The organism is Gracilibacillus oryzae (assembly GCF_009498735.1).
GTDB classification, from domain to species: Bacteria; Bacillota; Bacilli; order Bacillales; family Amphibacillaceae; genus Gracilibacillus; species Gracilibacillus oryzae.
On sequence record NZ_ML762424.1, the window covers coordinates 514,909 to 539,287 of the forward strand.

A 24,379-nucleotide genomic window follows, 5' to 3' on the forward strand; every position below is an offset into this window, starting at 1 on the left:
AAGGTAGTCAGCATTGCCGCAGTATGTTGTGCTTCCACAAGACGATTGGCAATTGTCTGACGGCGACGGCTCATTTTCTCTCGTTCTACCGGCTTATCATACTCTTGCTGTGCGGCAGAACTTGAAGATTTTTGTTCTTTCTTATCCGATTTCGATGCTTTTTGCTCATTTTTCAAAGCATTTGATAAATTATCTACATCTTCCGGACGAATTCTGCCTAATGGATCGCTTGGTACAACCTGATTTAAATCGATACCAAGCTCACGGGCACGTTTTCTTGCTGCTGGTGATGCCACAACCTTTTGCTCTTTTCCTGCTGTTTTAGGTTCTGGTGTTTCAGATTTTTCTTCTTTCTTAGCATCTGGTTTAGGTGCTTCTTCTTTTTTCTCTTTCTCTTCAGCGGCAGGTGATTCTTCTTTCTTGCTGCTGCCTGCCTCCCCGTTCTCATCGATTTTTGCAATAACTTCGCCAACTTCTACATCATCGCCAGCTTCTCTTACTAACTCAGCTACAACACCAGTATAATCAGCGTTCACTTCAACATTAACCTTATCTGTTTCCAATTCACAGATAGGATCACCTTTCTCAACCGAGTCACCCTCACTCACTAACCATTCCGCAATTGTACCTTCTGTAATAGATTCTGCTAATTCTGGGACCTTAATTTCCTTCATTGGATTTCTCCTCCTTCAGACAGCTCTAATGCTCTTTTTACCAGGCGTTTTTGCTCTGTTTTATGGATATGTGGGTCACCTACGGATGGTGATGAGCGTTCACATCGACCAACATACTTCAATTCAATTGACTTATCTTCCAGCATATGGAACAACAATTCCTTGACAAAATTCCAGCAACCCATATTCCGTGGCTCTTCCTGTACCCAAACTACTTCTTTTAAGTTTGGACATGATTCGATTACATGCAATAATTCTTTTTCAGGGAAAGGATAAATCTGCTCTAAACGAAGAACATGGATATCTTCATATTCCTCTATATTCTCACCCATTTTCTCTTCGATATCGACCATCACTTTTCCTGTTCCGATAACTAAACGCTTTGCTTTTTTAGAAGCTAATTCCAAACCAGGCTGCTGCATTAATGGTTTAAACTTACCTGTTGTAAACTCATCAATCGCTGAAACAACTCGCGGACTTCTTAATAAGCTTTTCGGTGTTAACACAATAAGTGGACGTGCAGCTTCACTGTCGACCAGGGCTGCCTGGCGTCTCATTAAGTGGAAAAATTGTGCACTTGATGTGACGTTTGCAACAATCCAGTTATTTTCTGCTGCCATTGTTAGGAATCGTTCCACTCTTGCACTCGAGTGTTCCGGTCCCTGGCCTTCATATCCATGTGGCAGGAGAATAACCATGTTGGAACGTTCATCCCATTTCGCACGGCCAGATGAAATAAATTGATCAAAAATTACTTGACCAGCATTAGCAAAGTCACCAAATTGCGCTTCCCAAATGACAAGTGTCTTCGGCGCTTTTACACTATACCCGTACTCAAAACCAAGCACTGCTGCTTCCGATAACGGACTATTGTGCACATCAAACGTTGCTTTTGCCTCATCCAATCCATGCAGTGGACAATATGTTTCACTTGTTTCCACATCATGTAACATAAGGTGGCGGTGAGCAAATGTCCCACGTTCAGAATCCTGACCAGATAAACGGATAGGGATTCCATCTTGTAAAATAGATGCATATGCTAAGGCTTCACCAACTGCCCAGTCTGCTTTTGCTTCTTTTTCAAAAGTATTGTGTCGTTTCTGGAGAATTCTCTCAAGCTTTTTGAATGCCTGGAACCCCTCCGGTCGTTCTAACATCCCTTTATTTAAAGATAATAGTAATTCTTTTGGCACGGCTGTTTCAATATCATCTAGACTGTTACGCAATGCTTGAGGTACTGGCAATGCTTCCGGATTTTCATTAATATTCTCTGTCATTTGATCATAAATGCCTTGCAGTTTATTAAAAACAGCCTCATTCATTTCTTCCAGAGTATTTTCACTTATCACACCTTGTGCTTGAAGGCGTTCTGCATAAACACTGGCACATGTGGCATGTTCATCAATCGCTTTGTACAGCTTCGGCTGAGTCGCTCTTGGTTCATCCATTTCATTATGACCATATCGGCGGTAACCAACCAAATCAATTAATACATCTTTCTCAAATTTGCTGCGATAATCATATGCTAATAGTGCAGCAGAAATACATGCTTCCGGATCATCTGCATTTACGTGAATAATCGGTACTTCAAACCCTTTTGCCAGATCACTGGCATATCTAGTTGAACGTCCCTGATCTTGCCCTGTCGTAAAACCAACAAGGTTATTGGCAATAAGATGTATTGTACCACCAGTTTTATATCCTGGTAATGCACTGAGATTAAAGGTTTCTGCTACGACCCCTTCCCCAATAAATGCAGCATCTCCATGGATTACTATACTGAATGCTTTTTTCGTATTTTGTTCCGGCTTGCCTTTTTGGAAGCGGAAATCTTGCGCTGCTCTTGTAAAACCTTCCACTACAGGATTAACAAATTCCAGGTGGGAAGGATTGTGTGCTAATGTTATTTTTGTAGGCGATGGTTTTTCTTCACCAACCTGTCGCTTCGCACCAAAGTGGTATTTAACATCCCCTGTCCATCCATATGTAATGGCACGTGAACCAGGTGATGTCGGAATCAATTCTTTATCTGCTGACGGGTGAAATTCGGAAAATAGCTTATCAAACGGTTTACCTAAAATATGTGTTAAAACACTTAGTCTTCCGCGGTGTGCCATTCCCATTAAAATCTCTTCAGTTTCATCATAGAAAGATTTTTGAACCATGCGATCAAGGATTGGAACCATCATTTCCAGCCCTTCAATGGAGAAGCGCTTTTGTGCAACAAATGTCTTGGCAAGGAAATTCTCAAAGCCTTCTACATCGACAATTTGGCCAAGCAATTGCCTTTTTTCTTCTTCACTGAAATTAAAACGGTAATCTCCTGATTCAATATTCTGCTCAAACCAGTGACGTTCATCGTCATTGTTCACATGATCATATTCAAAAGAAATGGTACCTGCATACTGTTTCATTAAATGTTCTACAACATCCGCTGCATTAGCAACTCCAGGTACTGATCTTTCCCAAATCCAATCAGCCGGAATCGCTTCCAAAATCTCTTTGTTCAGACCATAGTGTTCTGGATCGACAAGTGTTGTGTCACTTGATTTTTTCCCTGCACCAACAGGGTAGATATCTGCTTTTAAGTGACCATAACGCCTAATAGCCTCAACAAGTTTGATTGCTGAGGTTAGTTGTTTTGCGCTTATTTGAGACGACAGTCCACTACCAGTTGCGACCTCTTTCGCATCATTACTTGTTTGTTTTGGAGCTCCATATTGATCAAACATCTCTTGAAGCGATTGATCAACAGAATCCCTATCTTCTAAATAAAGCTCATACTGTTCTTCAAGATATCCCATGTTAGGACCATAAAATTTTTTCCAGAATGTTTCACTGGATCCCTGCTGTGTCACGTCTTATACCCCCATTAGAAGTCACTTTCTTCGGCTTAACTTAACTCCCATCCAAATGTCTGCAATGATAAATCATTACACCCATAAATATAACCTATTTTACTATGGGAAACAACAGAAAAGTAAGGATTATTTTATTCTTTTTCCAGAATCATTTTATTTGAATTAAAACACTTTAAAAAGCAGCATTTTTTTAATATCTGTCATGATTATTATTGTTATGAGATTCATATAGCTTAACGATCAATTTATCCATCTGTGACACACCGGAAGCCGATATTGCCAGAAGAACTTTCTACTGTATTTGAGCTTCTTGCTGCTACTCTGTACCTGTTGCAATAGGACTCGTGACACAAATAAGAACCACCGCGCATTACTTTGGAGATATTCCCATCTACAGGATCTTGATCAATTTTGCCATTCCGGTCTGTTTCAAATGTATCCGCACACCATTCCCAAACATTTCCGGATGTATTATACAGCCCGTAAGCATTTGGCTGGAACGCATTAACAGGTGCTGTGCCGATAAAGCCATCTTCTCTTGTGTTGTTATAGGGGAACTCACCTTGCCATATATTGCAATAATGAGTTTGATCTGTTGTTAATTCATCTCCCCACGGGAACTTCTTCTGTTCCAGTCCACCTCTTGCCGCATACTCCCATTCCTTTTCTGTCGGCAATCTTTTTCCTGCCCATTTACAATAGGCAACAGCATCAGTCCAGGATACATGGATAACCGGATGATCCATACGGTCTCTGATAGTGGAGCCTAATCCTTCCGGCTGGTGCCAGGACGCCTGCTCTGCCGCCAGCCACCAAGGTGTCTGCTGTACCTGCTGCAGTTTTCCAGGGTAGTCTTTCGAGATAAATTGATAAAAAACAAAAGACCAGCCATAATGCTCTGCTTCTGTTTTATATCCTGTATCATCAATAAATTCCTTGAATTGCTGATTTGTTACGGTATGGATGTCTATATAAAAAGGCGATACTGTAACTCTTTTCACAGGCCCTTCTCCATCTGCTTGAAACCCTTCCTCATCATTTGTCCCCATCAAATATTCTCCACCTTCAAGATACACCGTTTGATCAGTATTCGCTTTTCCCTTTCTCAACACTTGTTCTTTCTCTTCTTTATTGATGGAAGTGAAGTTTGTTCTGCTTACATGGCAACAGCTTGGCTTACTATTCTCCATCCAATTCAACCTCCCTTTGCTTAAATTAGCTTCAGTATAGCAAAATTAAGCAAATACCTGCACCTATATTGCCAACAAAAGTGAGACATTGATCAGGGGGCATTACGGACGGTTAGCGTTGTAATTAAAAAAGTTGCAGAGAATCTTTCTCTGCAACTCTTCCTTCTATCGATTTAATAAACTGCCCACATAACGCAGTAAATCATTGGCTGATTGTGTATTATAACCGTATTCCTCAACGAGTGTTGCCACAACTTCATTCATTTTCTTTAATTGCTGTTCGTCAGGTGTTTTTGTTGATGTGGTAATTTTCACTACATCTTTTAAGTCTGCAAACAGTTTTTTCTGGATTGCTTCACGAAGGCGTTCATGTGACTGATACTCAAACTTCTTCCCTTTACGGGCATATGCGGATATTCGGATAAGGATTTCTTCCCGAAAAGCTTTTTTCGCGTTTTCCGATATGCCGATCTGTTCTTCAATTGAACGCATTAATTTTTCATCTGGATGCATTTCCTCACCAGTTAACGGATCTTCTAATTTCGCTTTATTACAAAAAGCCTCTACATTATCAAGATAGTTGTTCATTAATGTTTTGGCAGACTCTTCATATGAGTAAACAAATGCTTTTTGCACTTCTTTTTTCGCCAGTTCATCATATTCTTTTCTCGCAACAGATATAAAGTCCAAATAGTCCTCTTTTTGTTCTTTTGTAATCGAAGGGTGATCATCTAAACCATCCTTTAACGATCGCAAAACATCCAACGCATTAATAGCCTGCATCTCTTTACGGATAATAGTAGAAGAAATCCGGTTAATTACATAACGCGGGTCAATTCCTGACATCCCCTCATCTGAAAATTCTTTCTTCAATGCCACAACATCCTGATCACTAAAGCCTTCCACATCCTGATCATTATAAAGATATAATTTTTTCAGTAAACTGATATTATTTTGTTTGGATTCTTTTAATCTTGTTAAGATGGTAAACATTGCTGCAATGTTTAATGTGTGTGGTGCAATATGGACATCTTTCATATCACTTTCTTCAATCATTTTGCGGTAAATTCTTTCTTCTTCCCCAACTTTCAGATTATAAGGAATTGGCATGACAATCATTCGTGAATGAAGTGCTTCATTTTTTTTGTTGGAAATAAAAGAACGGTACTCTGTTTTATTGGTATGTGCGACAATCATTTCATCCGCTGAAATTAAAGCAAACCTTCCTGCTTTAAAGTTTCCTTCCTGTGTTAATGAAAGTAAGTGCCAGAGAAATTTCTCATCACATTTCAGCATTTCCTGAAATTCCATTAAGCCACGGTTCGCTTTATTTAATTCCCCGTCAAAACGATATGCCCGAGGATCGGACTCTGACCCATATGTTGCAATTGTCGAGAAATCGATTGAACCAGTTAGATCAGCAATATCCTGTGACTTCGGATCAGATGGACTAAATGTCCCAATCCCGACACGTCTGTCTTCAGAAAAGAAGATTCTTTCCACTTCGACATCTTCAATTCTTCCACCATAATCTTCTTCTAAACGAAGCTGATTTAATGGCGATAAGTTCCCCTCAATCCGAATACCATATTCCTTTTCGAAATCAGCACGTAAATGCTGTGGAATTAAATGAAGCGGGTTCTCCTGCATTGGACAGTTTTTGATCGCGTATACGGCACCTTTATCAGTTAAAGTGTATTTCTCCAGCCCTCTTTTTAACATGGTAACAAGAGTTGATTTCCCACCACTGACAGGACCCATCAATAATAAAATTCTTTTCTTAACATCCAGTCTTCTTGCTGCCGGGTGAAAATATTCTTCCACAAGCTTCTCTAATGCTTCTTCCAAACCAAATAACTGGCCACTAAAGAAATTGTATTTTCTTACACCCTCTTCTTCCTCTATCCCTTCGTCCTTGATCATCTGATAAATTCTTGAATGCGCAGACTGTGCTAAATATGGGTGTTCCTTTAATAATTCCAAGTAATCAGCAAATGTGCCTTCCCACTTTAATGCATTTTGTTTTTCACGGTAATCTTGAACTTTTCTTAATATATCCATGAGATAACCTCCCAGTAGCGAACGAGTTTTTCGTGGCTTTCTCTATATGTATGTATGGCATCAGCAAAAAATGAATCTGAATTCAGATGATAATCTTTTTTCTCAACCAAACTTCACAAATAGAAAGACATTGGTTATAATAAAAGAAAGAATGTAAACGGCAATCATGTTAAGGAGGATCAGTAATGGGTCTAGCATTAGTTATTGGAGTATGTGTAACATTTATCGCAGCAATCTTTGCATCTGGTTATGAAGCAAAATAAGAGGTTAGAAAAGCGAGTGTCTTATCTATAGACACTCGCTTTTTTTGCACTCGAAGAAGTTCTAAGTATAAAAATACTCGCAATAGCTAAAGGAAGTGCGAATGCGAGCTTTTTAATGGCTTTGTTTTTCTTACACTCGCCATTTCCTTATTTCTGTAATCTTTTCATCAAAAAATGATAAGACGTCACGGACTTCCTGCTGTAATAACTGCAAGTCTTTGGAGAGCCAGCGAATCAGGATCCCTTTGCCATCTAAATCTGTCATTCCGGCCCGATGATGCTTGGCTTGAGATAACCTTTGCTGGATATCCCATTCGTCAAATGGCAATTTATCAGCAATATACCAGATGGATGCCGTATACTGAAAGTCTTCTATCAAACCATGATGATGAATTAATTCATTTGAAGTGGAAAATGCTAAAGGATCATATGCGAGGCATTCTTCCTCCACCCAAATCTCCATTAATGAAGCATAATGAAAGTATTCCTTCTGATTTAAATGAGTGATCTCAGCCCAGACAAACTCTGCATCTCCTTCTAAAGATACTTTCGTTCGCCGAGAGAATTCAGAATTGGGCTGAAGCATAATTTCATGATTGTTCCATAAAAGTAAAGCCTCTTCCTCTATATGAAGAGACAGTTCTTGTTTATGCTTTTGATTTACTTGAATGGGTTCAGCCATAGAAACGGTAATATTGGAAGCTTTCTTCACAATAAAGTCTAATTCAGCTGTCTCTTCTTCTTTCACTTGATTAAGACCTGTTACTTGGTAATTAGTAAAAACCCTGTGCGACTGGTCTGTCTTCTCTAACCTTAATTGCTCTGTTCCACTGTAATCCAAAAGATTTACTTTTTGGAATCGTCCCTTTAATTTACTCATTACCTCTCCACCCCTAACTCACAAAAATAACTTTGATAATAAATATTTGTGCTGCATTGCAGAGATCTCTAATCCAATCGCACTGTTTACCATATCATTTAACGTCAAATGGGTGGCGTTGTTTGCTGTCTCATTTAACTCTTCAAGTAAATCGAAGATAACCGTTTCTCCTTCTTTAGGTGCTAACGGAATTACTCGGATGGCATGTTCCACAAGATTTGTTAAGGCAAAATATAAGTATGATTGAATCGTTAAATATAAGTCAAAGTCATTCTCATAAGCATAAATGCTGTAAACAATTAAATAATGATTCAAATAATTTTTCTCATTAATATTTTCTTCCCACTTTTCAAAAAGCGGTGATTTTTTAATTGACTGCATTCGTTCTGCCAGCCGGTTCCCCGCTTGTCTGCTCGACTTTTTAATTTCTAATACGGTTTTCCGGGCATTATAAATACTTGATAAGTAGATGATCTTATCCCAATCATCCTTTTTTAATGCAACGAAAATCTCTTTTATCATAATCGCATCATTATATAATAAATAATCCCCAATATAACTTTTACAAAAAGATGCTAAATCCGCTTTTGAGTTAATCTGCTTGGATCGGATATACATTTCCATTCCAATAGCGTGCGCTACTTGACTTTTTAAAAAAGATGAATGGTGTAAATGTAATAAATGCATTAAATTATTCGAGTTCCCTGTACTCATCCAACCCCTCCATTCCTCTGTTATTATAACATAGCAAATTGGGCACAATTTATGATAACTTTCGATAGGTTTGTTGCTGAATATAGATGAAATAGCCCAGTAACCATTTCTATGCTGCTTAAGATTCCTGTTCTTTACCTTGGCTCTCTTATTTTGTGCTGCTCCTGGTATTCAGAACCCTGACCAATACCTTCGCTCCTTTTTCCCTGCTTGCCCATGGTATTCAGAGCCCCGTCCAATACCTTCGCTCCTTTTTCCCCTTCCGCTCATGGTATTCAGATCACCTACCAATACCTTCGCTCCTTTTTTCCTGCTTGCCCATGGTATTCAGAACCCTGACCAATACCTTCGATCCTTTTTCCCTGCTTGCCCATGGTATTCAGAGCCCTGACCAATACCTTCGCTCCTTTTTCCCCTTCCGCTCATGGTATTCAGAGCACCGACCAATACCTTCGCTCCTTTTTCCCTGCTTGCTCATGGTATTCAGAGCCCTGACCAATACCTTCGATCCTTTTTTCCTGCTTGCCCATGGTATTCAGAGCACCGTCCAATACCTTCGCTCCTTTTTCCCTGCTCGCTCATGGTATTCAGAGCCCTGACCAATACCTTCGCTCTCTTTTCCCCTTCCGCTCATGGTATTCGGAAGCCCCTACCCCCACTCATAAAAAAAACTGCATCAATAGCTATTCCCTATCAATGCAGTCAAACAATTATACAGTTACCGTCTGTTCGATCAGACTTTTCTTCATATATTTCTTCACTAGAGTTGCTGCTTTCACTTTTAAATTCAACTGTTCTTCTATTCTAGTAGTATAATTACCTGCCAGAATTTCCTCCTTGATCTCACTGACTGTTTCACAATCTTTAGCAAATTCATTCACGATACTGCCATACTGAAGAAATTGATGGGTATCACTCCCGCCGACAATCGGCAATTGTATCTTTTCAGCCAATTGTTCCAACTCCATCTGGCAAACAGCTGTACCTTTTGCATAAAGATCCTTTCCATTTAAATCTAATGCATCTAATTTTTTCAGCTGATCGAAAGTGACATTTTTAGCAAGTGGTGTGCTTTTCCGATATGGATGTGCTCCAATTTTCAGCATCTCTTTTTGATCTGCCAATAACATTAATTGATCGAAAGCAATAAAATTACCTTCATCTAAATGATCTGCTAATTTTTCCCGAATAAACAACACATCTTCTCTTGTACCAATTAATAAAATATGGCCATTTTCCTTTACATCCACTTCAATTCCAGGGAATAGCTTTAATCCTTCAATCATATAATAGCCATTTGTCATACTGTAATGACTGTCAATATACTCAAAAATATCGTAAAAACGACGGGTATTAAAATGTTCAGTCATTACTAAGGAAGTAAGACCACTAGCTTTCGCTTCTTTCATCATTTCCTGGAAATATTCCGGCATAAACATTGATTTTTTTGATATTTTTACATGACTATGAAAATCAATAATCATTTCAAACACCTTCCTCATTATAATAATATGAATAAACAAATGACGTAGAGGAAAGATCCTGTTAAAAAATAATAATCCCTCTTTTTCATTTTCAATCCTGCAAGCTTCAATTTCTTTACTTCCGGGTGGTTAAACCCATACATACTTCCCTTTGTCTCCAGTGCCTCTACTGTCGTTCGCGCCCGCTTTGCTGTTGATAAAAGCAATGGATAGAAAGAAAGCATGGCTAATTTAACAAAATAAGCAATCGACTTAATATAAAGAAAACCATGTTTCGCTGGTGCTTTGCCGCGAAGCCTGAACGATTGGAAAACGTGATGGTATTCCTCGAGCAATGTTGGCAGCATGCGATAGCCATAGGCAATACTAAAGGACACTTGACCCGGCAAGCCAATTTTCAACAACCCATTACTCAGTTTCTCAGGGTTCATTGAACAGAAAACCGTTATGCTGGCTAATGATATAACAGATAATTTCACTGTTAACACGAGCAATGGGAGCATCACAGACCAATTCCCGCCAAAAAACAGTGAGAAAATGAGCAAATAACCACCTTGGCCCAGCAATCCAAGACATAGAATGACAATAATTAATGGACTGATTTTTGCCATATATGTTGTAATAAGCATAAAGACAAACATGCCGATCAGCACTTTTACATCATGAATAAACCATGGAAATATGCCGAAATAGGCATACCAGATAAATAAGGTCCGCGGGTCTAAACTGGCAAAAAACGTATTACCATTTCCATACGCTGTATTCAATAACTCAATTTTCACTTGTTCTACTGATAATTTTTCGGTAAATTTACGCGTATACTCCATCACTTACCGCCTTTCTCCTGTACAACTCGACAAATGCCTCTACTGTATAAACAGGATTTTCCCATCCTAAACTTCTGCTTAATTCAAAAATCTGCGGCGGGGTTAAGCCTGCCTTTTCCAGCAATGTATAATTCTCAAAAACAGATTCCTTCGTTCCATCATGGATTATGTTACCTTCATGCATAACGATAATCCGGTTCGCAAACTCACAAGCTAATTGCATATCATGTGTTGCAATAACAACTGCCTGTAATTGCTGCTTTAAATCTACCAGGATTCTGGTAATATGTTTTCTTGTCGCAATATCCAAATTTGCTGTTGGTTCATCTAATAACATGATCTTTGGCTGCATGCCGACACCAATCGCCAGTGATGCTCTTCTTTGCTGGCCGCCGCTCAGCAATCGGCTGTCCCTATCAGCTAACTCGACTAATTCGAATTGATTCAGCAATTCAGCAACCTTTTCCTCTGCCATTGGATCTTTTCTTGCCTTCATATAAAAACCGACATCTTTTTTCACACTGTCATCAATAAACATCTGCTCAGGGTTCTGATGAATATATGTGACTATCTCTGCCAAATGCTCTGGAGCTGTTTTTCTTGCATTATTGCCATTCACTTCAATATGGCCAGACTCTTGTTTAACAAGACCTGTAATTAACCGCATTAACGATGATTTCCCTGCACCATTGTTGCCGACTAGTGCAATATAGTCTCCTTCATAAATGGTTAAATTCAAATCATGTAATACTCGGTTTTTTTCTTTGGTAATTGTTTTATAGGAAAAAGTGACATCTTCAAACACAACAAGTGGTTTATCACCTGTATGCCTGTTTATCACTTTCTTTTCTTCTAATTCCCGCATGCCTTGAAACAATGGCAATGCTTCATCAATCGTAATAGGCAGATTACTGCTCATTTCCATATCAGCTGCCGCCTGTGTTACTTGCGGCGGATAAATCTGGTGTGCTAATAGAGTTTTTACTTCATTTAAAGCCTCTTTCACCGGTTTCTTAAAATGAACATCTCCCTTGTTCATCAATATCACATTCTTGGCATATGAGGCAACAAATTCTGTATGATGCTCAATCACTATAATCGTTTTGCCATGCACATCATTTAATTTTTTTAAAATCTCATAAATTTCTTTTGCATGCTGTGGATCTAGTTGTGCGACCGGCTCATCGATAATGATAATCTCAGGATTTAAGGAGAGAATGCTAGCTAATGCCAGAAGGTGCTTTTGTCCTCCACTTAACTGCCAAATAAAATTGTCCTGCTGCTCCAACAGCCCAACTAATTCAAGGGCATGTAAAGCACGTTCCCGATAATCGGCCAGTCCATAGTGCAGAGGAGCGAATTCCGCATCCTCTAACACTTTTGGACTAACAATCTGATTTTCAAAATCCTGGTAAACATAACCTGTATGTCTTGATAACTCGGCAACCTTATGCTCGGCTGTATTCATTCCATTAACAATAACTTCCCCGGAAAAGTCACCTACATAATAATGGGGGATTAATCCATTGATCAACTTGCATAAAGTAGACTTGCCACTGCCATTCCCACCTAATATTGCGGTAAATTCCCCTTTTTCAATCGTCAATGTAACATTATTTAACACAGGCTTGTCTGCACCAGGGTACTGATATGTCACATTTTTTATCTCTATAATCGGTTTCATCAAGATGCCTTCTCTTCCTTCTCGTTGTTAGTTGTGTTCTTTTTCTTATTAAGCATGACAGCAATGGTAATAACAGCAACAATAAGTGCAACACCTAAACTTACATAAATAAACCAGTCACCGAACATCTCAAGGAAATCTGCTTCCCATTCCACATTAAATCCTGCTTCTGATAGAAATTCGAATAAAAAGGCAGATGCCGCTAACAGAATACCTGTTACGATAAGACGCGGTCCGATAATTTCAGTAAGTGAATAGCGGTCATTGCGATCCCTTGGCTTCATACCAAGTAATGGTTCAATCTTTCCATAAAGTCTTGGAACTAAATAAACGGTTGGAAGTAATGCAAATAAAATACCTGAGAATAATACATCATTTAAGAAAGAGAAACCTTCAATAACGACAACACTTTCCGCTAAGCCTGGAACAGCCTCTAATTCTTCCACACCGACCCATACTTTTAAAATGTCAACCATTGTACTGATTGCCTGATGAATAATAACCCCTAAGATAGCAGCAATCGCCACTTGTTTTCTGTTTCTTGGATCACGGACAAAAGTCCCTGCAACATACATCGCTAATGAGAAAGCAATAAATTTCTCTAGTTCACCAAAACCGCCAAATTGCCCAAGCATGATCTCCCCGAAGATCACTTCACCTAAAGAGGCCCCAATTGCTGCATATAAGGGATGGAACAAAATACATAATGTTAAAGGAATAAAAGCAAAATACTCAATTGAAAATTCAATTGGTCCCAGATATGCGCTAGGAACTAATTCTGTAATCATGTTGGAAAGGCCGTACAATGACATCGACAAAATAAATACCATCATCTTCTGTGACTGAGTTAATGTGTAACGATTTTCTAATGTACCCATTTTCTTTCCTCCTTTGTTTGGATACTTTTATTGTAAGGATCATTTGTTAATCTGATTTGTTTACAAAGTTAATTACATGTAAATTTTTTAACTTTTATTATCATTATGTAAATTTTTTATAATTGCACTTGTTCTAAATCAGACAATTGCTAGAATGGGAGAAAAACAGGAGGGAAAATAATGATACTGGCAAAATGGGAAAATTACTCTTTAACAGAAAGTCAAATTAAAATTGCTGACTATATCCAGAAACATTTGCAGCAAGTATTATTATCAACAGAAAAAGAAATTGCCAAAGAAGTTGGTGTCAGTATTGCTACTGTTTCAAGATTCTGGCAGGCTGTTGGATATGACAGTCTTAAAGGGTTTAAACATGCAATGCGAAAGGAAATGGCCGTATCTCCAGCCGACAAAATGAAAAATGTAAAAAAGAAAGGCAGTAAGCAAAATCTCTATCTCACTATAGAAAAAAGTGTGGCCTTATTGCAGGAAACCATTGACCATATAGATTCACACAAATTTTCGCAAGCAATTGATATCCTCCATCGCGCTTCCAACATTTATGTACTAGCCCAGGGGCCTTCCAAAGGGCTGGGTGAGTTGCTTGTTTATCGTGTAAGACGGTATGGCAAGTCGATTCAATTGTTTAAAAATCAAGGAAATGAATTATTCGAAGAAATGATCCATCTTCAAAAAAGTGATGTGCTCATCCTTTTTGGATTTTCAAGACTATTGCCTGAAGCAAAAGTTCTGCTCAAATATCAACGGGAAATTCATTACCAGAGTATTTTAATTACCGATCAATTAGTGACAGACTATTCCAGTTCAGCAACTGTTACTTTATTTGCAAGCAGAGGGGAAGCAAATGAATTCCATTCGATGGTTGCGCCTACGTTAATTCTGGAGAATTTAATTGTGGCACTTGGTATGCACGAAGAAACAGAAAACATTCAACGATTAGAACAATTAGCAAATATTCGTAAGTACTTCTCAAAAGAACTGCCACGGTAAAAATATTACGAAAAATAATATTCAAAAATGATATTGATTCTTTTTTCCTACAAACATATACTGTTTATAGGACAATTTTACATATTTTCATAAGAGGAGAACTGACATGAGACTAGTGAAGGAAATTCAGAAAAAAGATATCAGCAGAAAGAACTTGTTAATGTTAGTGATAATGAGTATAACCTTATCTACTGGTTTAGGGTTATCTATCATGACTGGTTCGAAAATAACTTCTGTTTATTATGGAGCAGAGCTTATCATCATTATCGGTCTTTACTTTGTTGTACAGAAAATGTTAAAGAAAGCGGCAATTCTCCCGTATTTGTTTGTGATTATTTTTTATCTTTCTATAATATTATTTATTTTTACCCAGGGCGCAACTGCTAGCAGCTTTATCATTGTGATCTTTCTATTATTATTTTCTGCCATTCAAATGGATAGAAAGGTCTTTTTCACAGGTTTCATTTTAGGATTGGGTGCGATTTTCTCCAATTACTATATGATGGACAAAGCCGATGAAACAATGCTGCAATTATTTCAATATGCCTTGCTGCTTCAAATCCTGGCAGGAATCATATTTTATTATGTCATCAAAATGGCAGAGGAACAGTTCGGTCAGCTGGAAACACTTTTTACTAAATCAGAAAATGACCGCATGAATAAAGAAGAACAAAAAAAGTTAATCGAAGAATCTGTTCAGCTTGTTCTCAGTAAAATTGCGAGAGTGAACACACAGCTCCAGGAGAATTTTCAAAAACAGAATGAAATAAATTTTACCATTCAGGAGATTTCACAAGCCAGCCAATCACAGGCAGATCAAATCTCTGACATATCGAATGCAACAAACGATACGAAACGAAATGTAGAAATTGTTCATCAAACATCACAAGATTTATTGGAGGATTCCTCAAAAGCGAGCGAGTTAGTTGTTTCAGGGAAAAAGAAAATGGATACTTTAAATCAGAACAATCAAGAGATGGAGAACACAATTGGACAATTAAGCAGAACGTTTGCAGAATTGACAGAGAAAATTAAGGAAACCAATCAATTTGCTGACAATATTAAAGAAATTACTGAACAAACCAATTTACTTGCATTAAATGCATCGATAGAAGCAGCAAGAGCTGGAGAAGCTGGAAAAGGCTTTGCAGTAGTAGCTGATGAAATCCGGAAATTAGCCGATATTACAGGCTCTACTACAGAGAAAATAACAGGTAATTTATCTGAATTGAATAAAGCAAATGATTCTGCTGTCTCCCAAATGGATAAAAGCATGCAGAACTTTGTAATGGGTATGGCTACAACAGATGAAATCACAGGTTATTTTAGTGAATTAACCAAAACAATTGATACATTAAATAGCAGCTTAGCAAATTTCACCTCATTATCTGAAGAAGTCCAAACTCAGTCAAACGGTGTGGAATCATCTACAAATGAACTAGCAGCAATTATCGAACAAGCATCAGCCAGCCTGGAAGAGATGAGTACAACAATCGTTAGCCTGACAAATAGTAACCAGGAGCTGGTACAAGTATTGGATGAAGCTGTAGAAGACACAAAAAAACTCCAGTCAGATTTCTAGATTTTTTGAAGGAAGCAGTGTTCTTCCTTCTTTTTTTTATGTTATTTTCCCAAGCAATCTTAACGAAATAAATCAGTTCATGTTATCACTTCCAACTCTCCTGTGCTATATTAATGTATAGAAGGTGGTGGATCACAATGTCTCCGATTTTGATCGTGGAAGATGAAGAAAAACTTGCTAGAGTTTTAGAATTGGAATTAAAGTATGAAGGATATGAAACAGAAACTGCTTTAGACGGGCAAAATGCTTTTCAATTATTACAATCCAAACAATATGAGCTTGTTTTATTAGATATTATGTTGCCAGGTATGAGCGGTTTGGAAGTTCTCAGAAGGTTTCGTAAACTGAATCAGCAGACACCTATTATTCTATTAACTGCCAGAGATGAAGTGCATGATAAGGTTTCCGGTTTAGATTTAGGTGCAAATGATTATGTTACAAAGCCTTTCCAAATGGAAGAACTTCTAGCAAGAGTCAGAGTACACCTTAGAACAAATTCAAACAAAGAACAAGAAGCAGATATCCTCCTGTTTGAGGACCTTAGCGTTGATGCAAGGACAAGAGATGTAAAACGAGGAACACAGCCAATTGAACTGACACCAAGGGAATATGATTTACTTACATTTTTACTAAAAAACAAAAACCAGGTCTTTCACAGAGAACAGCTGCTGGATAAAGTCTGGGGATTTGATTATGCGGGCGATACAAATGTTGTCGATGTTTATATCCGTTATATTCGCAATAAAATTGACAAACCTTTTGATAAGTCAACGATTCAAACAGTTCGCGGTGTTGGTTATACAATAAAGGATATGGAAATATGAAACTGAGAACAAAAGTACAATTGTTTTTAAGTATAGGCATGATTATCGTTATTCTGTTAGTCAATAGCGCTGTTTATTTTTTGTATGAAAACAGGGTAAGAGATAATGAAATTGAACGAGTCAGGGAAGATGCCCATGCTATTATGGAAGCTATTGCCAACCAGGATGAAATTAATTTAGATTATTCGCAATTATTAAAGGCATTTTCTCCTGTTAATGGAATGGTTAGAATTATTGATAAAACCAACAAAGAAATCTATTTTGAAGCCAATGATGCCAGTTACCAAAAAAATTGGCCATATGAATATACCGAGAAAGAAGTAACAACAATTAATCACACTTCAGATGATACACCTTATGTACAGGTTTCCATTCCGATTATCTGGAATGACGGTTCCATTGTGACACTCCAAGTAAGTGAAGCATTGTATTCCATGAAAGATGCGCTTAGCAGACTTCAAGTTGTATTATTCATAACATCGCTGTTTATGTTGATTCCTGCTATTATAGCCGGCATCATTATTGCACGATATGTGACAACACCTATTAAGAAGTTAACAAGAGAAATCAGCAGTAATCCAAAGAACGGAAAATGGGAAAAAATCTCGATAACCAAAAATGATAAGGATGAGATTGCAGAAATGCAATTAGCCTATAATCATATGATTGACCGGATTGATGAGAATATGGCAAAACAGACACGTTTTGTTTCTGATGCGTCCCATGAGTTAAAAACACCTTTATCTGTTATTACAAGTTATGCCGAATTACTGCAAAGACGCGGGAAAGAACGAGCAGAAATATTTGATGAAGCAGTTGATGCTATTCTTTCAGAAGCCGGGAGAATGAAGCAATTAACAGGACAAATGCTAATGCTGGCAAAAAACGAGATGGTCGAGAATGTCCGTTTCCAACCAGTAAATATTACGAACTTAATCCGTGATGTTGTTCGTTCATTATCTATGGCGTACAATCGCCAAATTCATTTATATGAACAAACTGAAATTACTGATATGGTCAGTGCAGACGAGCAGAAACTGTACCAGGCAGTATATATATTGGTCGATAATGCATGTAAATACAGTGATAAAGAAATTAATCTTTCACTTGAAGAAAAAAATGGACAGTTGCTTATTTCTGTTCAGGATTTTGGTGATGGTTTAAGTGAAGAAGACCAGCAGCTGATTTTTGACCGTTTCTACCGGGTAGACAAAGCCAGAAGCAGAAAAGCCGGCGGAACTGGGTTAGGTTTGGCTATTTGTAAAGCTATTATCGAAGCACATGGCGGGCGAATTACAATAGACAGTAAACTGAAAGAAGGCTCAACTTTCACTATTGAAATACCAAAATAAGAAAAAAATAGATATTTTCTCATGATTTTCTCATTTTACTCTCACGGGGTACTCATTATTGCGGACTACAATAAAAGTATCAAATGAAAGGAGTGATTTTATGAAAAACAAAACATTTTTTATCACGTTGTCAAGTCTGCTAGTTGCCGGGGTGGTGTTAGCCATCCTCCAGTTCACACCAGGTACAGCAAGTGCCTATCTTTCGGAAAAAGAGGCGAAAGAAAAAGTACAAAGTCAGTTCTCAGGAGATATTGTTCGCATGGAATTTGAAGAAGATGATAATCGAAAAGTGTATGATGTGGAAATAAAAGGAACAGAAATGTACTATGATCTTGAAATTGACGCAGAAACTGGTAAAATTCTTAAATTAGAAGAGAAAACAATTGCAAAAGCTGATCCGAAAACAAATCAAACTACAGCGAAAAGTGAAGAGAAAGACGATAATTATGATGACAACCAAGCAAAGGATCCTGCTGTAACAGAGAAAACGAATAAGACACAAACACCTGCTGCATCAACTAACTCTAATGACGATAATGCAGATGATCACAATGAATCAACTCAGTCAAGCAATAATCAAACAGCCTCTGCACCTGCTACTAACAACAGTGATGATGATGCGGATGATGGGGGTACACCAACTAAGACCAGCAATAATCAACCAGCTGCTTCTCCTGGTAAATCCAACAACAGTGATGATGATGCGGATGACCGCAATACATCAACTAAGACCAACACAACTCAAACAGCAACTGCAACGAATTCAGTAAATAATTCGAATAATAATGATGATGATGCGGATGATCGCAATGAAACTCCTGCTAAAAAGCCAGCAGCGAAAACATTAATTTCGTCTCAAAAAGCGAAATCCATTGCTTTAGGGCAATATAGTGGAACAATTACAGAATTAGAATTAGATGATGATGATGGCCGTATGGAATATGAAATCGAGATTCATACAGCAACTTATGAAGTTAAGATCGAAATTGATGCATATACGGGTGCTGTAAACTCTGTTTCTAAAGATGATTTAGATGATGATCGTTATGATGACGATCAATACGATGATGATCGATACGATGATGATAATGATGATGACGATGATGATGACGATCATGACGATGATTAATTTTCAGGAATAGAAATAAGCCAAGGACAAAATTATCTAATTATACAATAATCCGAACATTGTTCGGATTATTTGTTTGTTCTCTTCTAAATTAATCATGCTAATCTGTATTTATTCTTTTTATATAATTTAATTGCCAGCTTTTCATGTTATAAACATCCATTAATCGGGTATGAAGATAAGGATAGTACTAAGTTTTTTTACAGCCTATCGTTAACAAACGTATTTACTTCGGAGGTGTACAATGAAAACAGCGCAAAAGTATTTACTGGAAAAAGATGATATGATGAATAATTCAGTGGTTCCGGAATGGGCAGCGAACGAATATAAGACTTTTAGAGATACGGTAACTGACAAAACATTTCCTTGCTACTTTGGAATGAGTGCTGAAAAAAAAGGCGAACTTCGTTATGCCTGTATCTCGCATGATGATTGGTCAGATCTCCCAAAAGCCATCGAGGAATTTATTAAACTGTTTGATGCGCCAAAGCTGACAAGGCATGGTCTATTTGTGTTTGTTGAACCCGAAAAAGAAGAGCGAAGCATTGAATATTATCGTCAATATTTTTGGGATGTGCTTCAATATTTGCATGATAACGACACGAAACCATGGCCTTCAGATTATCCAACAGATCCAGATCATCATTTATGGGCTTTTTCATTTGCAGGTGAACCTTTTTTCGCATTCGGAAATGCACCTGCTTATAAACAAAGAAAAACAAGAGACCTTGGTAATAGTCTTATCATTGGCTTCCAGCCACGCAGAATATTCGAAGGCTTAGAAGGTACATCTAAAGGTGGGAGCATGTCTCGAGAAAAAGTAAGAGAACGTGTAGAAAAATGGGACAGACTGCCTAAACATCCTGACATTAGCCATTATGGAGACCCAGACCACAGGGAATGGAAGCAGTATTTTATCGGTGATGATATCGAACCTATTCAGGGAAAATGTCCGTTTCACCATAAGGATGAAAAAAGCTCATAAATTTAAAATAAAAAGATTCCAATTATCAAAAGATGATATGATAATTGGAATCTTTTTTTATTTAAATGATTGTGACTCCGTCTTCATTTCTGTATTAGCATGCATATGTTCTTTTGCCTCTTGCCAGGGAACAGAGTAGCTCTCCCCTTTAGAGCAGAAAACAGAGGAAGAACGATAAATGGGATCACGATTTTTTTCATAGGCAATCCGCTCTGCCACTTCATCAGGGTTGTGACATTCATCATAACCTGCATATCGCATTTGTAATGAACCTTTTCCTTTAGTGAATGAAGCAAATGTTACTGGATAATCACGAAATGTGGAGACAGGAACTTTACCAGTTATCAAGGCTGTTTCGCCCTCAGTAACTGGAATTTCAAGCCTGCCATTAGCTTTTTCTATGTCTGCCATTACGCGTCCAACAAGGTGAGACTCCACCTTTATCTTCACTTCATAGAAAGGTTCCAAGAGTTTTTTTTCTGCTTGTTCTAAACCTTGACGGAGCGCACGATATGCTGCTTCCCGAAAATCCCCGCCTGACGTATGTTTTTCATGGGCCCGGCCATTAATCAAACTGATGTGAATATCTGTCAATGGAGAGCCTGTCAATATGCCCGTATGTGTCCGTTCGAAAATGTGCTGCTGAACTAATCTCTGATAATTCAACGGTAAATCATCGACATGACATCTGTTTTCAAAGGTAATTCCAGTTCCTCTCCTGCCAGGTTCTAATTGTAAGTGGACTTCTGCATAATGCCGTAATGGTTCAAAATGGCCGTAACCTGTCACAGTGTGATTGATTGTCTCCTTATAAAGAATTTCAGGTGGCGTAAATTCAACAGACTTATTAAACCTTTCTGTTATTATCTGTTTTAATACTTCTAATTGAATCACACCTAAAATGTGAAAATGAATTTCTTTTAACTCACTGTTCCACTCGACCTTTAGTGATGGATCTTCTGCATCAAGCAGCTCAAACAACTGCAGTATTTCACGGTCATTTTCATTCTCAGCATATTCTGCCTTTACTCTCATTGTCGGGATCATAGAATAAGATGGAGATTTCGCTCCATTTCCTGCTGTATCTCCAATTGATAAGGAACTATTTCCAACGACAGCAAACAACTGACCTGCCGCTACTTTATCAACCACTTGAAATTTATCTCCGTCATATACTCTTAACTCATTGATTTTTTCTCCATTTAATTGGTCTCTGACAGCTAATTGACCTTGAATCGCTTTCAGAAAAGTTAATCGTCGGCTGTTTTTATCATGGCGGATTTTATAGACTGTTCCGGTAAATGGATCAGAATCATTCCATGCTGTATTGGTCCATGTATCAAGAGCTTGCAGCACCGCATCAATGCCGACATTTTGTAAGGCAGAACCGTAGAAGTATGGAAATATAGTTCCTGTTTGAATCATTTCCGCCATCTTTGTTTTCCATAACTGTTCATCCATATTTCCATCTAGATAATGTTCTAAAAGCAGGTCATCATGTTCAGCTATTTTCTCCATTGTTTTCTCAGTTAAATAATCCGTTTGAAAAAATTCCATCGCATCTAAAATGGAAGAAGTAAAATCTTTTTCGATTTCTTTTATGACATTTTCTTTATTCGCACCTTCTCTATCCAGCTTGTTAATGAAGAAAAAAACAGGTTTTCCCTGTTTTTTCATTAACTGCCAGACAGTCTCTGTATGCCCCTGGATTCCTTCTACCGCACTGATGATAATAATGCCATAGTCGATGACATGAATCATTCGTTCCATTTCCGCAGAAAAGTCGACATGACCTGGTGTATCAATTAATTGATACATCCTTTTCCTTGTTTGCAGAAGGGCTTGCTCACTAAAAACAGTTATCCCGCGATCACGTTCCACTGGGTGATGGTCAAGATACGTGTTTTGATGATCCACTCTTCCTGGCTGGTCTATTCGGTTGGTGAGAAACAAAAGCTGCTCAGCAAAGGTCGTCTTGCCGGCATCCACATGTGCAAATAATCCAACTGTGCTTGTCATAATAACCTACCTACTTTTTTAAATGAAAATAATATACAATGTATATACACTTGTTAAATATACGAGAGAACTAATAAAAAGCTGATCTGCCCATTTTTTTATATTGTTTGTCCGGAATCCTTTCCCTGCAATGATTAACCATAATATGTTTAACAAGCTAAGCAAAATATAGAAGAAAACATTCCTATCATTGATCATAAATGGGACAAAGATGAGTAAAGCAATATAAATGCTTGTCCTGGAAACCGTTGTTTTAAAACCTTTGACAACAGGCAGCATCTTCAGTCCTGATCTCTTATAGTCATCATACTTTCTAATCGCAATCGCATACGTATGCGGCATTTGCCATAAGAACATAATCAAAAATAAAGAGAGCGGTATAACATGAAATGCTGGTTCAATAACGGCCCAGCCCATCAGTGGTGTTACCGCTCCGGATAAACTTCCAATATGCGTATTCCATGTAACACGTCTTTTTGTCCATATTGTATAGACCACCACATAGGTAAACCAGCCAATCCAGCCATACACCGCCACTTCAAAGTTAATAAAGAGCAGAAGAAGCTGGCCAGCAAAACTCAAGGACAAACCAATCCACAATACTGACCTTAATGACATAGAGCCAGTAACAGTCGGTCGGTTTTTGGTCCGCTCCATTAATTTATCGACATCTGCTTCGAGCCAATTATTACATGCTAAAGCCCCAGCAACGAGCAACCCGCTGCCGATAATAAGCAAGATAAATGGGACAAGGTAGTCAACAAACGATACCTGATAATATCTCCATGCGATGAAAAAGCCAAATACAGTTGGCAGGACATTAGCAATTAATACAAAACGTTTAAATAAATATTTTAAATCTTGTAAAAAACTTATGATTCTGATCACTTCCTCCAGTAAACCCTTATGCCTTGTTTTTCCTTATCGTAATTCTCCAGCTTGCTCCTGTACCAATGTTATAAGCTTTGGCAAAAGATCCTTGATTAATCGCAATCGCCATATTATCTAATGAATTAACATAAACGATTGGCTCACCCGTATGAATCGAAGCGAATGAACGCCCGAATGTCATCATATTATTATACACCTGACGGCTGTCATTTTCTATTGATATTTCGACATTATCTCCATAATTGATCTGTAACTGTTGGAACATTTCTCTGCTAATATTTGTCCACAGGTTTCCAAAACGAACATCAAGAATATCAATCGCACCTTTAATCGTTCCTTCTGTCAACTCTGCTTCCTGGAATGGTAAGGAAACAATCTCCTCTTCGGAAACCAATTGACCAACCTCATCAAACTTAATCACACCGGCGGCTAACCTTGCACCAGTATAAGCATAAATATCTCTGCCGTGAAAGGTATGTGAGGCCCCGGATTTCGGCAGACGGTTCAAATGCTCATCAATCTCCCGCTTTTCCTGAATGCCTATTTTTTTATCTATATGAGTAAGTGTACCATTATCAGGTGTCACAACATATTGGTTATTGCTTGTTTTAACCACAACACTTTTCCGGTTGGAACCAACACCAGGATCAACTACAGAAACAAAGACAGTCCCTTTTGGCCAGTATTCTACTGTCTGCCAAAGCCGATATGATGCTGCCCAAATATCGAATGGCGGGATATCATGGGTGTTATCATAAATTGGAATCACCTTACTGACAGAATGTGCTACACCTTTCATTGCACTTACTGCACCATCTTCTAAACCGAAGTCAGATTGTAAAACCAATGCGTTCATCATCCTTTATACCCCCTCATTTCTTTATATATATTATACTCTTTTCTTCGTGGGAATACTATTTAAACACAATATGATACCAATTGGTCATGTTGAGAATGCAACTTTTAGTTTTACATGAATAAGAGAGTGAGGACTATTTCTAACTGTCATTTAAAGTATTTTCGCGGTAGTTATCAAAGAAAAAAAAGCAAATTCCCCTGACACAGAATTT

General features: G+C 38.0%; 18 protein-coding genes and 1 pseudogene. 6 read left to right on the top strand and 13 right to left on the bottom strand.

Annotated elements, in window-relative coordinates:
• The 10 genes and pseudogenes from F9U64_RS22795 to F9U64_RS02615 all read right to left on the bottom strand — a co-directional run.
• Positions 1-674: biotin/lipoyl-containing protein (locus F9U64_RS22795; protein WP_228275561.1), on the bottom strand; the 674-nt coding region annotated here is incomplete at its 3' end.
• Positions 661-3,478: pseudogene (locus F9U64_RS02575) on the bottom strand (2-oxoglutarate dehydrogenase E1 component). The pseudogene F9U64_RS02575 and the gene F9U64_RS22795, both read right to left, overlap by 14 nt.
• 302 nt (positions 3,479-3,780) lie before the next feature.
• Positions 3,781-4,725, bottom strand: coding sequence for a formylglycine-generating enzyme family protein (locus tag F9U64_RS02580; RefSeq protein WP_153401337.1), 945 nt, complete (start codon positions 4,723-4,725; stop codon positions 3,781-3,783).
• Between the two features lie 165 nt (positions 4,726-4,890).
• Positions 4,891-6,786, bottom strand: a complete 1,896-nt coding sequence (locus F9U64_RS02585) for a PrkA family serine protein kinase (RefSeq protein ID WP_153401339.1) — start codon at positions 6,784-6,786, stop codon at positions 4,891-4,893.
• Positions 6,787-7,179: 393 nt separating this feature from the next.
• Positions 7,180-7,929, bottom strand: a complete 750-nt coding sequence (locus F9U64_RS02590; RefSeq protein WP_153401341.1) for an urease accessory protein UreD — start codon at positions 7,927-7,929, stop codon at positions 7,180-7,182.
• Between the two features lie 18 nt (positions 7,930-7,947).
• Positions 7,948-8,643, bottom strand: a complete 696-nt coding sequence (locus tag F9U64_RS02595; protein WP_153401343.1) for an urease accessory protein UreF — start codon at positions 8,641-8,643, stop codon at positions 7,948-7,950.
• A 710-nt stretch (positions 8,644-9,353) separates the two neighbouring features.
• Positions 9,354-10,127, bottom strand: a complete 774-nt coding sequence (locus tag F9U64_RS02600; RefSeq protein ID WP_153401345.1) for a PHP-associated domain-containing protein — start codon at positions 10,125-10,127, stop codon at positions 9,354-9,356.
• A gap of 17 nt (positions 10,128-10,144) precedes the next feature.
• Positions 10,145-10,954, bottom strand: a complete 810-nt coding sequence (locus F9U64_RS02605) for an energy-coupling factor transporter transmembrane component T family protein (RefSeq protein WP_153401442.1) — start codon at positions 10,952-10,954, stop codon at positions 10,145-10,147.
• Positions 10,938-12,638 carry an ABC transporter ATP-binding protein gene (locus F9U64_RS02610; protein ID WP_153401347.1) on the bottom strand — a complete coding sequence of 567 codons (1,701 nt, stop codon included), beginning with the start codon at positions 12,636-12,638 and terminating at the stop codon, positions 10,938-10,940. The genes F9U64_RS02605 and F9U64_RS02610 overlap by 17 nt, the downstream gene beginning before the upstream one ends.
• The gene (locus tag F9U64_RS02615) at positions 12,638-13,516 is read right to left on the bottom strand and encodes a DUF8171 family membrane protein (RefSeq protein ID WP_153401349.1); all 879 of its coding nucleotides are present in this window, start codon (positions 13,514-13,516) and stop codon (positions 12,638-12,640) included. Before F9U64_RS02615 ends, F9U64_RS02610 begins: the two co-directional genes overlap by 1 nt.
• A gap of 180 nt (positions 13,517-13,696) precedes the next feature.
• Between F9U64_RS02615 and F9U64_RS02620 the strand changes: the two genes are divergently transcribed.
• The 6 genes from F9U64_RS02620 (at position 13,697) to F9U64_RS02645 (ending at position 20,399) form a co-directional block, all read left to right on the top strand.
• Positions 13,697-14,527, top strand: coding sequence for a MurR/RpiR family transcriptional regulator (locus F9U64_RS02620; RefSeq protein WP_153401351.1), 831 nt, complete (start codon positions 13,697-13,699; stop codon positions 14,525-14,527).
• A 106-nt stretch (positions 14,528-14,633) separates the two neighbouring features.
• Positions 14,634-16,109, top strand: a complete 1,476-nt coding sequence (locus tag F9U64_RS02625) for a methyl-accepting chemotaxis protein (RefSeq protein WP_153401353.1) — start codon at positions 14,634-14,636, stop codon at positions 16,107-16,109.
• A 137-nt stretch (positions 16,110-16,246) separates the two neighbouring features.
• A complete protein-coding gene (locus F9U64_RS02630) occupies positions 16,247-16,933 on the top strand; it encodes a response regulator transcription factor (RefSeq protein ID WP_153401355.1) in 687 nt (228 codons plus the stop codon).
• The gene (locus F9U64_RS02635; RefSeq protein WP_153401357.1) at positions 16,930-18,285 is read left to right on the top strand and encodes a sensor histidine kinase; all 1,356 of its coding nucleotides are present in this window, start codon (positions 16,930-16,932) and stop codon (positions 18,283-18,285) included. Before F9U64_RS02630 ends, F9U64_RS02635 begins: the two co-directional genes overlap by 4 nt.
• Before the next feature lie 100 nt (positions 18,286-18,385).
• Positions 18,386-19,414 (top strand): PepSY domain-containing protein, encoded by a 1,029-nt coding sequence (locus F9U64_RS02640; RefSeq protein WP_153401359.1) that lies wholly within the window; start codon positions 18,386-18,388, stop codon positions 19,412-19,414.
• A 244-nt stretch (positions 19,415-19,658) separates the two neighbouring features.
• Entirely contained in the window at positions 19,659-20,399 is a 741-nt protein-coding gene (locus F9U64_RS02645; RefSeq protein ID WP_153401361.1) for a YqcI/YcgG family protein, read from the top strand.
• A 57-nt stretch (positions 20,400-20,456) separates the two neighbouring features.
• Here F9U64_RS02645 and F9U64_RS02650 read toward each other — a convergent pair whose 3' ends face one another.
• From F9U64_RS02650 to F9U64_RS02660, 3 genes are read right to left on the bottom strand one after another with little or no spacing between them, the layout of a single operon-like run.
• Positions 20,457-22,418 carry an elongation factor G gene (locus F9U64_RS02650; protein ID WP_153401363.1) on the bottom strand — a complete coding sequence of 654 codons (1,962 nt, stop codon included), beginning with the start codon at positions 22,416-22,418 and terminating at the stop codon, positions 20,457-20,459.
• A gap of 18 nt (positions 22,419-22,436) precedes the next feature.
• Positions 22,437-23,306 (bottom strand): heme o synthase, encoded by an 870-nt coding sequence (gene cyoE, locus F9U64_RS02655; protein WP_228275562.1) that lies wholly within the window; start codon positions 23,304-23,306, stop codon positions 22,437-22,439.
• Positions 23,307-23,322: 16 nt separating this feature from the next.
• A complete protein-coding gene (locus F9U64_RS02660; RefSeq protein WP_153401365.1) occupies positions 23,323-24,168 on the bottom strand; it encodes an SAM hydrolase/SAM-dependent halogenase family protein in 846 nt (281 codons plus the stop codon).
• Positions 24,169-24,379: the final 211 nt, after the last annotated feature.

Excerpts from the sequence above, each read along its gene's own strand:
- F9U64_RS02580 (WP_153401337.1), bottom strand. The coding sequence starts at position 4,725 with ATGGAGAATAGTAAGCCAAGCTGTTGCCATGTAAGCAGAACAAACTTC.
- F9U64_RS02600 (WP_153401345.1), bottom strand. The coding sequence starts at position 10,127 with ATGATTATTGATTTTCATAGTCATGTAAAAATATCAAAAAAATCAATG.
- F9U64_RS02650 (WP_153401363.1), bottom strand. The coding sequence starts at position 22,418 with ATGACAAGCACAGTTGGATTATTTGCACATGTGGATGCCGGCAAGACG.
- F9U64_RS02635 (WP_153401357.1), top strand. The coding sequence starts at position 16,930 with ATGAAACTGAGAACAAAAGTACAATTGTTTTTAAGTATAGGCATGATT.
- F9U64_RS02615 (WP_153401349.1), bottom strand. The coding sequence starts at position 13,516 with ATGGGTACATTAGAAAATCGTTACACATTAACTCAGTCACAGAAGATG.
- F9U64_RS02630 (WP_153401355.1), top strand. The coding sequence starts at position 16,247 with ATGTCTCCGATTTTGATCGTGGAAGATGAAGAAAAACTTGCTAGAGTT.
- F9U64_RS02625 (WP_153401353.1), top strand. The coding sequence starts at position 14,634 with ATGAGACTAGTGAAGGAAATTCAGAAAAAAGATATCAGCAGAAAGAAC.
- F9U64_RS02605 (WP_153401442.1), bottom strand. The coding sequence starts at position 10,954 with ATGGAGTATACGCGTAAATTTACCGAAAAATTATCAGTAGAACAAGTG.
- F9U64_RS02610 (WP_153401347.1), bottom strand. The coding sequence starts at position 12,638 with ATGAAACCGATTATAGAGATAAAAAATGTGACATATCAGTACCCTGGT.
- F9U64_RS02590 (WP_153401341.1), bottom strand. The coding sequence starts at position 7,929 with ATGAGTAAATTAAAGGGACGATTCCAAAAAGTAAATCTTTTGGATTAC.
- F9U64_RS02620 (WP_153401351.1), top strand. The coding sequence starts at position 13,697 with ATGATACTGGCAAAATGGGAAAATTACTCTTTAACAGAAAGTCAAATT.
- F9U64_RS02640 (WP_153401359.1), top strand. The coding sequence starts at position 18,386 with ATGAAAAACAAAACATTTTTTATCACGTTGTCAAGTCTGCTAGTTGCC.
- F9U64_RS02660 (WP_153401365.1), bottom strand. The coding sequence starts at position 24,168 with ATGATGAACGCATTGGTTTTACAATCTGACTTCGGTTTAGAAGATGGT.
- F9U64_RS02585 (WP_153401339.1), bottom strand. The coding sequence starts at position 6,786 with ATGGATATATTAAGAAAAGTTCAAGATTACCGTGAAAAACAAAATGCA.
- F9U64_RS02595 (WP_153401343.1), bottom strand. The coding sequence starts at position 8,643 with ATGAGTACAGGGAACTCGAATAATTTAATGCATTTATTACATTTACAC.
- F9U64_RS02645 (WP_153401361.1), top strand. The coding sequence starts at position 19,659 with ATGAAAACAGCGCAAAAGTATTTACTGGAAAAAGATGATATGATGAAT.